Source organism: Acinetobacter sp. AL9 (assembly GCF_041464035.1).
GTDB classification, from domain to species: domain Bacteria; phylum Pseudomonadota; class Gammaproteobacteria; order Pseudomonadales; family Moraxellaceae; genus Acinetobacter; species Acinetobacter towneri.
In genome coordinates this window covers 22,107-36,138 of record NZ_JAYFSK010000010.1, presented here as the reverse complement: position 1 = coordinate 36,138, position 14,032 = coordinate 22,107, and the positions used below count along the sequence as shown (strand labels likewise).

Here is a 14,032-nt window from a genome sequence, read left to right as displayed (position 1 = left end):
CCTTTTATGGATCACCATGCTCTCTCAATTAGACCTTAACCTGATGGTGCTGATCGTTCTACTCGCATGCGGTATTTTTAGCCAAAATACGGCTGTGACCATTGCCGCAGCAGTACTGATTGTTTTTAGAATTACGCCGCTAAGTGAATTTTTCCCACTATTGCAGCAGCATGGCTTAAATCTGGGCATTATCATTCTCACCATTGGCGTACTGACACCCATTGCCAGTGGCAAACTTCCAGGCGAAGCAATTCTAAAATCTTTCCTGAGTTGGAAATCTTTACTTGCGATTGCAATTGGTGTTTTTGTGGCATGGTTAGGCGGGCGTGGTGTCAAGCTCATGACCAATCAGCCTGATGTGGTCGCAGGCTTATTGATTGGTACAGTCGCAGGTGTTGCTGTGCTACGTGGCGTGCCTGTGGGACCACTGATTGCAGCAGGAATTCTCACCTTGTTTATTGGCTATTCTTAACATAGATTTAGGGACGCTTGGTTTAGATGGTTTTGCTTGAATTCATCGTCTTGTATCAACCAATTTCAATAAAAACCATCCAAATCTAAGCCACTTTGCGAAACAAGATAGATGTTAATATCATTCCCATTGCAGATAAAACGGCCATTAAAATACCAACCCAAAGCCATGTTCCTGTGGCAGATACGATAGCTGCGACCACAGGCGGCAATAAAAATTGTGAAATTGCCGAGCACTGCAACACCAAACCTACGGTGGTACTAATCGCAATCGGTTGTGGTGCAAAATTAAGTACTTGCGCAAATACCACAGCTGCGACTAAACCACCAAATAAAGAGAAATGGATGACCAATAAAAACTGCACAATGAATGGTAAAACATCACGCAAAATATAAAAACTCAGTGCGCATAGCATCAATACCGCAAAACCCATTTGCATCAACACTTGCGCTCTCAGCCCACGCTGTAATAACAACCCACATACAAATGTACCCACCGCATTTGCCATTGCAACCATAGCTGTGAGCACACCTGCGGTTTGTAAAGATATTTGATATTGCTGATAAATGGTCGGCAAAAAACCCACCAAACTGAACCACTGCCCTGCATAAACACCAAAAACCAAAGCCAATATCCATGCGGGTGGATGGCTCAAAGTGCTTTTAATCAGTTCAAAGATGGCAATGGCTTGCGTGCTGATCTGCACACTCGGTACGGCTTTATAAATGATGATTGCGAGCGCAAAGGATAACAATCCCAAACACATCCACACGCCTTGCCAATCCAAGATGGTCAGTAAAAACGGCGTACTTAGTAAACCAATACCCATCCCACCGCCCATATAGGCACTCCACAGCCCCATTTTGGCAGGCAACTGCTCCACTGCAACCAGTTGACGAATAAATGCAGGGCCGCTGAGTGTAATCAGTAAAAAGCCAAAACCTTCAATTACACGCAGACTTAATAGTGCGGAAAAGCTATGTACAAAACCACCAACAAAACTTGCACCTGCCAATAAAGACAAACCCAAAAGTACACAGCGTTTTAAGCCAATTTTTGCGGTATAACTGCCTAGCAACAACGCCAAAGACATGCCCGCAGCTTGTACCAAAGACAGCAAAAAACCTGCCTGAACCAAACTAATTCCGAGTTCAGCTTGTAGGATGGGTACAGTCGGTGGCAACTTACCAATATGCATTGCTGCCATAAAACCCGCAGCAACAATCCACAAATCCTTTGTCAGCCAACGTACCGAACTCACTGCGCTCTCCCTTAATTTTCGCAAGGCAAGCTTAGCAAGAACATCTCACTGTTTTTAGTGGAGATTTAGATGAGCTTAGTGTTTTTAGCGATAAATTAGCATTCTCTTTACGATGCTGATCGTACGATTTTTAACTTGAATAATACTGCGTGCGTTTTTGGGAAAATTTCTCTAATTGCTTCAAAAAGCCTTCAAAATAGCACTTTTCTTTTTCTTCGCTACGATAACCCGCATACAAGGTACGGCGTAATCCTCCCGCATCAACGCAGTCTAAACGACGTGAAGTTACCCAGCCTTTTTGCTCATATTCATTCACCACCCAATCTGGCAATGCGCCAATCCCTCGCCCACTCGCCACCAGTTGAATCAACATTTGGGTTAAATCTGTAGTACGAATAGCTTTTGGCTGAATATTGGCTGGAATGAATAGCTTAGACATAATATCTAAACGGTGTTTATCGACAGGATAGGTAATCAGGGTTTCTTCTGCCAACTCCTGTACGGTAATGCGCTCGGCACGTACTAAAGGATGAGTATTTGACAACACCAAACGCGATTCATATTCAAAAATTGGAAAATATTCGATACCTTTTAAGGCAATCGGGTCTGCGGTAATCAATAAATCAAATTCTGCGTTTTGCAATAATTCATGCGGATTGGCTTCAAAACCTGAAGCAAAATCTAAATCTACATCAGGGTATTGCTGACGATATTGATTCAGCAGCGGCATCAACCAGTCAAAGCAACTATGACATTCCGAAGAAAAAATAATTCGCCCCGTTTGACCATGCACAATGCGGGTAATATCAGTTTGGGTGATTTGAATTTGTGGCAGGACATCATCCGCCAGTTTCAATAAACGCTGTCCGACATTGGAAAATGTCACAGGGCGACTACGACGGTTCACCACTTCTACGCCATACCAATGATCTAGTTCTTTGAGTTGATGAGAAATGGCAGATGGCGTCAGACATAAATCATTGGCGGCAGCAACCAAAGAACCATGTTCACGCAGGGCTGATAGCGTTTTTAAGTGGCGAATTTCAAGCATTGCTTGTTCCTAGTTTTTCAAGTTATTGACTGCATGTTTAGACCTAGGTCGCATTTTTATTTTGCAAAATAAGAAACAAAGCCAAACATGATTCAATTTAATAATGAATTAATTTAATCTTAGCATGTAAATAATGAGTTTTCTTCATCTTAGTTTTTATTCGATGATATTTACTACGAAATCAATACAATTCCATAAAAATAATATGGCTTTCAGCAAGCATGTTTTAGGCTTCCAACGTGCAGAGCCAAACTAGAATTGAAATTCTTAACCCAAGCCTCGCTTACTCCGACAACTTCTCTCCACAATGTGGGCAGTATTTATAAGGCTCCTGTTCTAAACGCAGCTCTTCTTCACGACGCTCACGAATTAACTGCAATAAAATATCTTGGGTTTGCTCAGTGGTTAAACCGACTTGTTTGCGTAAATCTTCAATTTTTTCTTGATCATTTAACAGATCAATCTCACTATTTTGCAATAGCTCTCTAAATTTCAACCCTAAATGCTGCTTACGTTGTTCAAGTTCGTTGGCTAAACCTGTGGCTAAAATACCTGCAGGCAATGCTGCCAAGCCGACACCCAATACCGTAATTAACGCACCTAAAATTCTGCCCCAAGGGGTAATTGGTGTGACATCGCCATAACCGACTGTGGTTAAAGTCACCACTGCCCACCACATCGAAGCGGGAATTGAGCTAAAGGCTTCAGGCTGTGCCTTGCTTTCCACCACATACACACCTGCGGCAGACATCACAATCATAATAGAGAGAATAAAAATGACTGCCTGAAATGATCCTTTTTCCCGTTCGATCACTCTTAATAAAATTTGCAATGATACAAAGTAACGTGTCAGTTTTAACAAACGCAGTAAACGTAAAATTCTTAGGAACCGTAAATCTAGATGCACAAAGAAGTTAATATAAGCAGGTAGAATCGCCAACAAATCTATAATTGCCCCACCGCTGGTAAGCCATTTTACACGCTGTTTCCACGGCGAAATAAACGGGTCTTTTTCGGCAATACTCCAAATCCGCAGCAAATATTCAAGCGTAAACACTGCGATGGAAAAGTTTTCAAAATGGTCAAAAAATACCTGATAGGCAAGATAGACATCATTCACCGACTCTAAAATAACCGCACTGGCATTGCCTAAAATCAGTAAAATTAAAAAATAGTTAATGCAACGACTAAACCATGTTTCATAGTCATCGTCGTGTAAGTTGTTATAGACAAATTTTCGAAATGTGTACCACGGTGTAAATGCCATACCGAATATTATATTTTAAGGCTTACAGTGATGGCAGTTTAACCGAAGTTTTTCTCAAAATGATAGTATTTTATGTGACGTTAAGCGGGCATTTTTAATGCAGAATTGCAGTATAAGTCATCATTATCCAAATGACTAAACTACTGAATAAACAGCAATGCTAAACGCACCTGATCATAGCCCATGCGTGGACTAGTCGCTTCAACAATCGGGCGCAGTTTAATTGCGCCATCATCGCTGAAGTGCTCTGCATTTTGACGCTTCATTAATCGCTTATAAATTTTACGGACCTCTTCCACCACTTCTTCACCTGGATGTGCCACTGAAATATCCAGATTTTGTTCTTTTTGCAAACGTGCCAAATGGTTGATAATAGTTGCAGGAGTTAAACCTCGCTCTACTGCAATATCCTGAATATCATAACCTTCTTCAAATAAAGCGCGGGTTTCATCTAACGTGGCAGTCGCATAATTGGTTTTTCCACCTTTGGCAATTTTCTTTTCATTGCGCAAAATTTCGGTTTCGTTCAACGTGCCACCACAGTGACGAATAAATGCATTATGTTGTGGGGTTAAATCCATCAGCTCATAGTGCGTTTCAGCTTCTTCAGACAATTCCTGAAAACGGCGGTCAGCCTTAATCGCTAAACTGTCGAGTTCCAAAGCTTGGCTATTAAATCCCAATAAACGCAAACCGCTTAACGATTTTAATCGTGACAACGCCACATAACCCTGCCCTTTTTCAAAAGTATGGCTAAGATTGATTTCTGCCGCTTCTAAGGTCATACCTTGTGATTTGTGGATGGTAATTGCCCATGCCAAACGCAGCGGAATTTGCTGGAAACTGGCAATGGTTTTGCCTGCATCATTATCCACCGACCAAGTTTCAGGCTCGACCAGTAATACTGTGCCATCGGTCAATTTTACTTTAGGCAAAATACCGTGATCGTCATCTTCTTCAAAGCCAATCACTTCGCCCAAACTGCCGTTGATATAGCCCATATCGAAGTTGTTTTTAACAAACATCACTTTGGCATGTTTTTTTAGATTTAAAATTTCAGGCGCACGTACGGATGATTTCAGCGTTTCAATCAACTTTTCATTGCCATCACACACGGCATCAAACTGCTTGCTCTCAGTTTCAATTTCATTCAGATGCTTAAAGTTGATATTGTCCACGTCCATATTGTGCGTATATAAACGTGTGAAAGTGTCGCCAATATCTTGATGGCGGGTGTGCTCCAAAGCCTGAATATGTTGATGATCAATACTTTGTGCACGAATTGCATTGAGAATGTCATTTAAGTAGTCATCGCCCTGACGGTGCTGCTCAGTTAAATAACAGACTCGAAATTTAGCTTCGACCCACGCCTCTGACATAAAACAGAACTTGTCACGATTGCGCTCATCGTTTTTTCCTACAGGCGGTAACTGGAAAAAATCTCCTGCGACAATCACTTGAATGCCGCCAAAAGCGTCATCACTGTCTTTAAAATATTTTAAAACTTGATTGACCAAATTCAGTTGTTTGGCATGCAACATCGAAATTTCATCAATAATCAGCACTTGCGCATTTTCTAAATGTTCTTTGAGATATTTGCGCTCTTTCATATTTTTCAGGTCGGCATCGGACAAAAAATCTTTAATGCCTATGCCTGCCCATGTATGAATGGTCATGCCATTCATGTGCGTTGCTGCAATGCCTGTAGATGCCGTAATTGCCACGGGCACTTTACGCGCTTTTAAATAATTGATGTATTGATTCAGGGTATAGGTTTTACCCGCACCAGCCGAGCCTGTTAAAAAGACATTTTCGCCTGCTTTTAAAAGTTTAAGTGCAGTTTCCTGTTTCATAAGACTTATACCATGATTGAACGGCTATAGCCTAACGAGTTTTGAGCCAAAAGTTAAGGCTCAAGTCCGTGAATACGACAACAGTTGTCTTATGACTTGTAACTTATGACTTTGATGGTAATTGTGGATTCAGCCATGCAATAAACTGCGCTGCGATAGTAACCAACAATTGTTCCGCTTTTTGATTATTTGGATATTCCAATTGATCAAACTCAAGTTGCCCATTCCGAAAGTGACAGCCCATGGTCAATTGCTGCGCATAATGTGGCGATGCCATGTGAAATGCCACATATTGTCCTTCACTCATGGCTTTGGCATAGCTCAGTGCCAAACAGTGTTTAAAGTTTTTCGATTCTTCAATAATACGGTCTAAATCGGTCAGTTCTTCAAAACACCAACCCGAAAAATACAATATTTGCTGCGGGCTTTTCGCCTGCCATGTGCTACATGGAATTTCTTTTTTCAGTTTGGCAAATAGCTCTGCTTTATACACTTGTTGATGCCAATGCACCGCTTGATGAAACAACCCCAACCAACTCAAACTTTTTGGAATATGCGTATGCGCTGCAAAATACTCCAGTAAATAGTCACGCACATAACTGTCAAATACTGAAACGCGTGTATTGTGCGCACGTAAATAAAAACGCTGCCGAAAATCATCAGGCTGAATCTGATAACGCTGCAATACCGTATAAAAGTCACGTTGCTGCTGACTATCAGACTGAATATAGTCCAACAAAGCTGTCGGTAAATCTTGGGTGATCTGCTGTAAATACAACATATAACTTTGCATGACACGACTTAAACGCCGAAATACATGCTTGACCAAATGCTCATCGTGTTGTGCCACGGTTTTCAGCAAAGTCATCCATTCATCCAAATACAAAATAGAAGGACTAATGGCAACCCGCGGATCATCCAACGATTGTTTTTCGCCATGCGGCATTAAACTGACATTATGCGCATGTGCGAACCACGCTTGCTGTGTCGCATATACATTACAGCTTTGAATGAACATACGTGCGGCTGAATATTGAAAATATTGCAAAGTTGCCAAAATAATCCGTGGATGTGCCTGACTACAATCGACAAAACTGAGCGCAGTCACTGCCACCCGCACACTGGTATGATGAATATTTAAACTAAGCCAATCCAACACTTGTGCAGACTGTTTAAACAGCCAATTCACCGCACGTGGATAATCAAATAACGGCAGTTTGGCGACTTTCTTTTGCCAAATTAAAGGGCAAGATTTTAAAAAATGCGGTTTCGCCAAAGCATCGGAACGCTGCCACACCTCACGGTGCATTAAACGCGCAAAACCCAATAAATGCCCATGTTCTTCGGCATGTCGATACAACAACCGAATATCATCCTGATGATCGACTAAATCCTGCAAATTAAATCGTTCAGGAAATGAAATACTTAAAATACGATGCATGGCTTTAGGTAAAAATTCTGCCGCACTAAAACAAAAATCATCATAACTTTGCATCAGTGCTTGCACTGGCAAAAAGGTTTCACCCTCTACAAATTCCAAAGCACACAGCATCGATAAGTTAGTTAAAACATCTTCAGGAATGTGCTGCCCTTGCTGCACAAATTTGGTCAATACTGGTTGATACTGATCGTCTGCCTGCATTAATGCCTGATCTAAAATTTGTGCCTGCATTGCATCTAAATGCAATAACAATTGCTTAACCCGTGCTGCACCATCTACCCACAGGTAAACTTGCTGCAGAATCAATTGTCGCAATTGCTGCGCCTGATTACGCAAAAATAAAGAATGCTGCGGTTTTAAATCCCCAGTCAAAAAATGCAGATCATGTAAGAAAAAATCTTCAAATGCTTCTTGCTGTTTCCCCGCAAATTCAAAGTGAGTTTCTATTAAATTTGTATGCGATTTTGGCGGATAAAATTCAAGACTAAACAGACCATTCAGCAATTCGACCCGATGCTGCAAAGGATCGATCCGAAACAAATTTTGTGCTGTAAAATGTCCAACCAAATCCATTTGATCTTGATAGATTTCTGCGGCCACACTGGAAATACGAACCAATTGCTGTGCAACGGCATGCAACTGGCTATGCTGGCAAATTGGCTGCATATACGCTCCTCATGCTTAAGTGCGGTCTATCTAAGTGTCATCTTATTTTTATTTGATTGCACCGACTAGACCCATCACGTGATACATCCCTATTTTTTGTTTTTTATTTCCATCTGCAAAAAGTGGACAATTCTTCAATCGAGCTTAAGCCACTTATTAATTGAATTACACCTGAAATTTATGTGAACGGTATCTACACCTTAAAATTAGAGATACAAAAACACTATAAACAAGATTTAAGCCCTTGCCTATAGCCTGCGCACAACTTCAGAAAAAATAAAAACCCATTAAAAAACAAATAAATTTCAATTGATTAGTTTGCATTATTTACTCAGAAAATAGGGTTGGTGTTTGGTAGGTAGGATTTCACCACAAAGCATTGTATACATTGTATACTCAAATCACGGTTCAACACCGCGATAACAACACATTATTCCAATACCCAATGCAAGAAGGAATCTGAGCATGGCTTTTAAAAATATTGCAGATCAAACCAACGGTTTTTATATTCCTTGTGTGTCTCTCTTCGGCCCTGGTTGTGCCAAAGAAATTGGCGTAAGAGCACAAAATTTAGGCGCTAAAAAAGCCCTGATTGTGACAGATGAAGGACTGTTTAAATTTGGCGTTGCCGACACCATTGCAGGCTATCTCACCGAAGCAGGCGTTGCCAGTCATATCTTTGCAGGTGCAGAGCCAAATCCAACCGACATTAACGTACATAACGGTGTCGATGCCTACAATACCAATCAATGCGACTTTATTGTGTCTTTAGGTGGCGGTTCTTCACACGACTGTGCCAAAGGCATTGGCTTAGTTACCGCAGGTGGTGGGCATATTCGTGATTATGAAGGCATTGATAAAAGTACCGTGCCAATGACTCCACTAATTGCCATTAACACCACAGCAGGTACAGCATCGGAAATGACCCGTTTCTGTATCATTACCAATACCGACACGCACGTTAAAATGGCAATTGTCGATTGGCGCTGCACACCACTCATCGCCATTGATGATCCAAAACTCATGATTGCCAAACCTGCAGGTTTAACCGCAGCAACAGGCATGGATGCTTTAACTCACGCTGTAGAAGCCTACGTTTCAACTGCAGCCAATCCTATTACCGATGCCTGTGCGGAAAAAGCTATTCGTATGATTAGCCAGTGGCTCAGCCCTGCTGTGGCAAATGGTGAAAATATTGAAGCACGTGATGCCATGAGCTATGCGCAATACTTAGCAGGTATGGCATTTAACAATGCCTCGCTAGGTTATGTTCATGCCATGGCGCATCAACTCGGCGGTTTCTATAACTTGCCGCACGGTGTATGTAATGCAATTTTATTGCCACATGTTTGCGAATTTAACCTGATTGCCTGCCCTGAGCGTTATGCAGATATTGCAGAACTGATGGGGGTAAATACTGATGGATTAACTACCACAGAAGCCGCCTATGCGGCAATTGATGCAATTCGTGAATTATCTAGCTCAATTGGTATTCCAACAGGTTTAGCAGAGTTAGGCGTTAAAGAAGATGACTTGGCGATTATGGCTGAAAATGCACAAAAAGATGCCTGCATGCTCACCAACCCACGTAAAGCCAATCATGCACAAGTGGTCGAAATTTTTAAAGCCGCGATGTAATTTGAATCTCCTGCTGAGTGAATCACGATTTGCTCAGCATTTCCCATCCTTTTTTCAATTTTCCTCTGTTGCTGTTTTATTTTTATCCTTCCCTTTGGCAGAACCATCTCAGATGCGTTCTGCTTTTTTTGCTGTTCAGAACAAAATGAACTCTCAGCATAAAATTAAACCGTTATAGATGCAGAGAGTTTGCATAATTCAATTTGACAAATGCGCACAGCTCATCAAGGATATAGTCAAAATAAAATGGATGACGAACACCTTATGCTGTTAAGCAAAAAACAAAAAACAACACCAAGCTATCAACCTGATATTTTGGGTGCAGATTACCAACAAATGACGCTGGATTTTCCATCTGATTATGAAGGCAAAGTGATTGCTACCTTGGTACGCAAAAAAGCTGAACAGGAAACCCGTAAAGCCGTACTTTATATTCATGGTTTTATTGACTATTTCTTTCAAACAGAAATGGCAGACCAGTTTAATCAGCACGGCTACGACTTTTATGCCTTAGATTTGCGCAAATACGGGCGTTCGCATTTGTCACATCAGCATTGGTACAACGTGCGCAGCTTGTCTGAATATGATGCAGAAATTTCCGCTGCACTTGAGCAAATTGCCGCAGAAGAACATGACTCAGTGATTTTGGCGGGACATTCAACAGGTGGATTAATCACCACGTTATATGTGGCACATCATCCCAATCATCCACTGATTCGTGGTTTATGGTGCAACAGCCCTTTTTATGATTTCAATATGAGCGAAATTGAGAAAAAAGTCGGTATTCCGCGCTTAAGCCAATTGGGCAAATTGCTGCCAGAAATGAAATTTCCAAGCCGCCTCAATCCATTTTATGTACCAAGTCTACACAAGCAATATCATGGTGAATGGTTATTTAATTTAGAATGGAAAAAGCCACGCTATCCTAAAGTACGATTAAGTTTTGTACGTGCAATTCATGAAGCACAAAAAGAAATTCATGCCAGTGTGCATTTGGGTGTACCAACCTTAATTATGCATGCGAGTCAAAGTAGTTATCCACGCCAATGGAATGAGATTGCGCAACGTACTGACGTAATTTTAGATGTTGCGGATATGCAAAAATATGGGCATCACATGCATGGTGATATTCAGCTTTGCCAAATTGAAGATGGCGTGCATGATTTGGTGCTTTCTGCGCCAGAAGTCCGCGCGGAAGTGTATCAGTCTTTGTTTGACTGGTTAAACCGCAAAGGGCTGTAAAAACTAAAAAAAACAGTAAGACTAAAGGACAGTGAAATGAAAGCCTAAAGACTTGATTCGTCATTTAGGCTTTGTATTTTAATAAAATTTGATGTGCAGGATGATGCTTTGGCATCAGTTCAATTAAACGCTCTACCGCATCAATCGCTTCAGGGCTATGCGCCAAATGTTTCAGCAATACATCGGTATCTTGTGCATTAAAAATGGCATCACTCAGGCGTGATTCTAAACAATCTCGCCATGCGCATAAAAATGGACTTTCAGTTTTCGCCAAAAATACCCCTGCACACGTTTGCAAGGCAGACTGCACATAACCTGCATCTAAAGCCTGCTCAGCTTGTAAAAAATCGGCTTCAATATGCGCCAAAACTCGGTAAGGACGCGAGCCGAGCATCCCCCCTAAAATATCGCGTAATTGCGACATTTCAGCTTTTAGCGTTCCCATGCTGACTTTACGCTCACCATATAGTGCTTGGTGTAAAGTGTCTAAACTCATGCCTTGTGGGCAAAGTGCCAAAATCACCAATATTTCAATTTGACGCGGTGTCATCACCACCACTTTGCCATTAAATAACACCTGTGGCACACGAAACGCGCGAATATAAAGCTGCTGTTTTTGCTGTTCCAGCAACGCATTTTGAATTAAAGAAGCACAGCGCTCTGCTGCCAACAAACCCAAACTGTTATGATTTTTCCAAGTGGTCGATAAATCAATCACGCCCAACACTTGTTTGGAATGTGGGTCTAAAATTGGTGCGGCATAACAAACCCAGTCATGTAACGATGACATATAATGTTCACTGGAAAACACACAACTGGCTTGCTGAGTTTTGAGTGACAAAGCCAAAGCATTGGTACCCACCAACTCTTCACGCCACTGCCCACCCTCTACAAAATGCACCTGTTCCGCCACATTACGCATTTGCGCGCTCGCTGCCGTCCAAATAATCGTACTGCCCACATCGCCCACGGCTGCCACCATGTCGGACTGCTGCGCGATATGTCTTAAATCCTCTGCACAGTTTTGCACAGCACGTTGTAAAGCCGAACCGCCTTGCGGATGCGATAAACGAGAATTTAACGGGGCTGCCAGCCGATCAACAGGAATTTCCGCAATTTGAGAGCGTTGCCAAGAATTTAAAATACTCTGCTGAATTTGCTGCGCATGCAGCGGCGATAAACTACTTCTTTGTCTAAACTGTTCAATATGCTGTCTTTTTTCCAATAGGTCTTGTTTTTTCATCATGACTGATTCTCACAATCCTGTGGGCATTACATCCAATGTACTGCTTGTTTTTGTAAGGATTTGTTCGTTGCTTGTAAATCTGCAACTTTCCAACCTTTTTCCAACCTTATATTGGTATGCTAAACAAATAGCGTACCAAAGTACCTTATACCTTAGCCGTAAATTTAACCTGATTTTAGACATAGGATTGTTCTAAACTGTAAAGAGACGGCAGATTATAAAAAACCATCAAAGGAAGTGAATTATGCGTTACGTAGATCCCAATCAACCCGGTTCAAAAGTTCAATTTAAAGCACAATACGAAAACTTTATTGGTGGCGAGTGGGTCGCTCCTGTAAAAGGTGAATATTTTGAAAATATTTCTCCTGTGGATGGCAAAGTATTTACCAAAGTCCCACGTTCATCGGCAGAAGACATTGAACTGGCTTTAGATGCAGCCCATAAAGCCAAAGCGCAATGGAACAGCTCATCTCCTACAACACGTTCTAACATTTTGTTAAAAATTGCAGATCGTTTAGAACAAAATCTAGAGTTATTGGCAGTTGCCGAAACTTGGGATAATGGTAAGCCTGTTCGTGAAACATTAGCAGCCGATATTCCCTTAGCGATTGACCATTTCCGCTACTTCGCAGGCTGTATCCGTGCGCAGGAAGGTGGAATTTCTGAAATTGATGAAGATACCATTGCCTACCACTTCCACGAGCCTTTGGGCGTGGTTGGACAAATTATTCCATGGAACTTCCCTATTTTAATGGCGACATGGAAACTTGCACCTGCATTGGCTGCGGGTAACTGTATTGTGCTTAAACCTGCAGAACAAACGCCTGCCAGTATTTTAGTTTTGGTTGAACTCATTCAAGATTTATTGCCTGCAGGCGTATTAAACGTAGTCAATGGGTATGGCGTAGAAGTTGGTCGTCCATTGGCAACCAATCCACGTATTGCCAAAATTGCATTCACAGGTTCAACACAAGTTGGCCAGTTGATCATGCAATATGCCACTGAAAACATCATTCCAGTGACTTTGGAACTTGGTGGTAAATCTCCAAATATTTTCTTTGAAGATATTATGGCGCAAGATGACGACTACCTAGATAAAGCGCTTGAGGGCTTTGCCATGTTCGCGCTGAATCAGGGTGAAATTTGTACTTGTCCATCACGTGCGCTCGTACAGGAAAGTATTGCTGACCGTTTCCTTGAAAAAGCCATCGAACGTGTTAAACGTATTAAAACAGGTCACCCGCTTGATACTGAAACGATGATTGGTGCGCAGGCATCGCAAGAACAACAAGACAAAATCTTGGGTTGTATTGCGACAGGTCGTGCCGAAGGTGCTCAAGTCTTAACAGGTGGTGGTGAACGTCATGAAGTTGGCAGTGGTTTCTATATTGAGCCGACAATTTTCAAAGGCACCAACGACATGAAAATTTTCCAAGAAGAAATTTTCGGCCCAGTGCTGTCTGTGACCACATTTAAAGACTTCGATGAAGCCATTAAAATTGCCAATGACACCATTTACGGTTTAGGTGCAGGTGTTTGGTCACGTTCTGCGCATACTTCTTACCGTGCGGGTCGTGCTATTCAAGCGGGTCGCGTTTGGACGAACTGTTACCACATTTACCCTGCGCATGCAGCTTTCGGTGGTTATAAAAAGTCAGGTATTGGCCGTGAAAACCATAAGATGATGTTAGAACATTATCAACAAACCAAAAACTTGTTGGTAAGTTATTCAACTAAACCTGCAGGCTTCTTCTAAGTTAAGCTTTTAACCTCAACATGATGAATGAAAATGCGAACTTCGGTTCGCATTTTTTTATATTTGGGATGTACAGATGGACAAAAAGAAAAACAGAAAAAGCCATTTATCTACATAGATTTACAAGTCATAGACCTAA

10 protein-coding genes are annotated in these 14,032 nt (G+C 41.6%); 4 read left to right on the top strand and 6 right to left on the bottom strand.

Translation table 11 applies throughout. The annotated features are described in order from the left end of the window. Nucleotides 1-16 precede the first annotated feature (16 nt). Nucleotides 17-472, top strand: a complete 456-nt coding sequence (locus ACEO2X_RS03880) for a DUF441 domain-containing protein (RefSeq protein WP_004976854.1) — start codon at nucleotides 17-19, stop codon at nucleotides 470-472. Nucleotides 473-557: 85 nt separating this feature from the next. On the opposite strand, the gene ACEO2X_RS03875 is transcribed toward ACEO2X_RS03880, so the two are convergent. The 5 genes from ACEO2X_RS03875 to ACEO2X_RS03855 form a co-directional block, all read right to left on the bottom strand. After that, nucleotides 558-1,733 (bottom strand): CynX/NimT family MFS transporter, encoded by a 1,176-nt coding sequence (locus ACEO2X_RS03875; RefSeq protein ID WP_179988719.1) that lies wholly within the window; start codon nucleotides 1,731-1,733, stop codon nucleotides 558-560. A gap of 130 nt (nucleotides 1,734-1,863) precedes the next feature. Next, nucleotides 1,864-2,784: a LysR family transcriptional regulator gene (locus tag ACEO2X_RS03870; protein WP_371971103.1), complete on the bottom strand. Its 921-nt coding sequence runs from the start codon at nucleotides 2,782-2,784 to the stop codon at nucleotides 1,864-1,866. Between the two features lie 283 nt (nucleotides 2,785-3,067). Beyond that, on the bottom strand, nucleotides 3,068-4,051 hold the full coding sequence (locus tag ACEO2X_RS03865) for an ion transporter (RefSeq protein ID WP_096901190.1): 984 nt from the start codon (nucleotides 4,049-4,051) through the stop codon (nucleotides 3,068-3,070). A 140-nt stretch (nucleotides 4,052-4,191) separates the two neighbouring features. Next, a complete protein-coding gene (locus ACEO2X_RS03860; protein ID WP_019837405.1) occupies nucleotides 4,192-5,904 on the bottom strand; it encodes an AAA family ATPase in 1,713 nt (570 codons plus the stop codon). Nucleotides 5,905-6,007: 103 nt separating this feature from the next. Next, complete coding sequence (locus ACEO2X_RS03855) at nucleotides 6,008-8,011, bottom strand: hypothetical protein (protein ID WP_371971102.1); 2,004 nt, start codon at nucleotides 8,009-8,011, stop codon at nucleotides 6,008-6,010. Nucleotides 8,012-8,476: 465 nt separating this feature from the next. Between ACEO2X_RS03855 and ACEO2X_RS03850 the strand changes: the two genes are divergently transcribed. Both ACEO2X_RS03850 and ACEO2X_RS03845 read left to right on the top strand, forming a co-directional pair. After that, nucleotides 8,477-9,649, top strand: coding sequence for an iron-containing alcohol dehydrogenase (locus ACEO2X_RS03850; RefSeq protein WP_019837403.1), 1,173 nt, complete (start codon nucleotides 8,477-8,479; stop codon nucleotides 9,647-9,649). Between the two features lie 246 nt (nucleotides 9,650-9,895). After that, nucleotides 9,896-10,891 carry an alpha/beta hydrolase gene (locus tag ACEO2X_RS03845; RefSeq protein ID WP_179993814.1) on the top strand — a complete coding sequence of 332 codons (996 nt, stop codon included), beginning with the start codon at nucleotides 9,896-9,898 and terminating at the stop codon, nucleotides 10,889-10,891. A 64-nt stretch (nucleotides 10,892-10,955) separates the two neighbouring features. Here ACEO2X_RS03845 and ACEO2X_RS03840 read toward each other — a convergent pair whose 3' ends face one another. Next, nucleotides 10,956-12,137, bottom strand: a complete 1,182-nt coding sequence (locus tag ACEO2X_RS03840) for a transcriptional regulator (RefSeq protein WP_371971101.1) — start codon at nucleotides 12,135-12,137, stop codon at nucleotides 10,956-10,958. 244 nt (nucleotides 12,138-12,381) lie between these two features. Between ACEO2X_RS03840 and ACEO2X_RS03835 the strand changes: the two genes are divergently transcribed. Continuing rightward, nucleotides 12,382-13,893: an aldehyde dehydrogenase family protein gene (locus tag ACEO2X_RS03835; RefSeq protein WP_016658247.1), complete on the top strand. Its 1,512-nt coding sequence runs from the start codon at nucleotides 12,382-12,384 to the stop codon at nucleotides 13,891-13,893. The last annotated feature ends 139 nt before the right edge of the window (nucleotides 13,894-14,032 follow it).

Bases quoted from the DNA above. Each gene is read 5' to 3' on its own strand.
- ACEO2X_RS03880 (WP_004976854.1), top strand. From the start codon at position 17: ATGCTCTCTCAATTAGACCTTAACCTGATGGTGCTGATCGTTCTACTC.
- ACEO2X_RS03870 (WP_371971103.1), bottom strand. From the start codon at position 2,784: ATGCTTGAAATTCGCCACTTAAAAACGCTATCAGCCCTGCGTGAACAT.
- ACEO2X_RS03865 (WP_096901190.1), bottom strand. From the start codon at position 4,051: ATGGCATTTACACCGTGGTACACATTTCGAAAATTTGTCTATAACAAC.
- ACEO2X_RS03860 (WP_019837405.1), bottom strand. From the start codon at position 5,904: ATGAAACAGGAAACTGCACTTAAACTTTTAAAAGCAGGCGAAAATGTC.
- ACEO2X_RS03855 (WP_371971102.1), bottom strand. From the start codon at position 8,011: ATGCAGCCAATTTGCCAGCATAGCCAGTTGCATGCCGTTGCACAGCAA.
- ACEO2X_RS03850 (WP_019837403.1), top strand. From the start codon at position 8,477: ATGGCTTTTAAAAATATTGCAGATCAAACCAACGGTTTTTATATTCCT.
- ACEO2X_RS03845 (WP_179993814.1), top strand. From the start codon at position 9,896: ATGGATGACGAACACCTTATGCTGTTAAGCAAAAAACAAAAAACAACA.
- ACEO2X_RS03840 (WP_371971101.1), bottom strand. From the start codon at position 12,137: ATGATGAAAAAACAAGACCTATTGGAAAAAAGACAGCATATTGAACAG.
- ACEO2X_RS03835 (WP_016658247.1), top strand. From the start codon at position 12,382: ATGCGTTACGTAGATCCCAATCAACCCGGTTCAAAAGTTCAATTTAAA.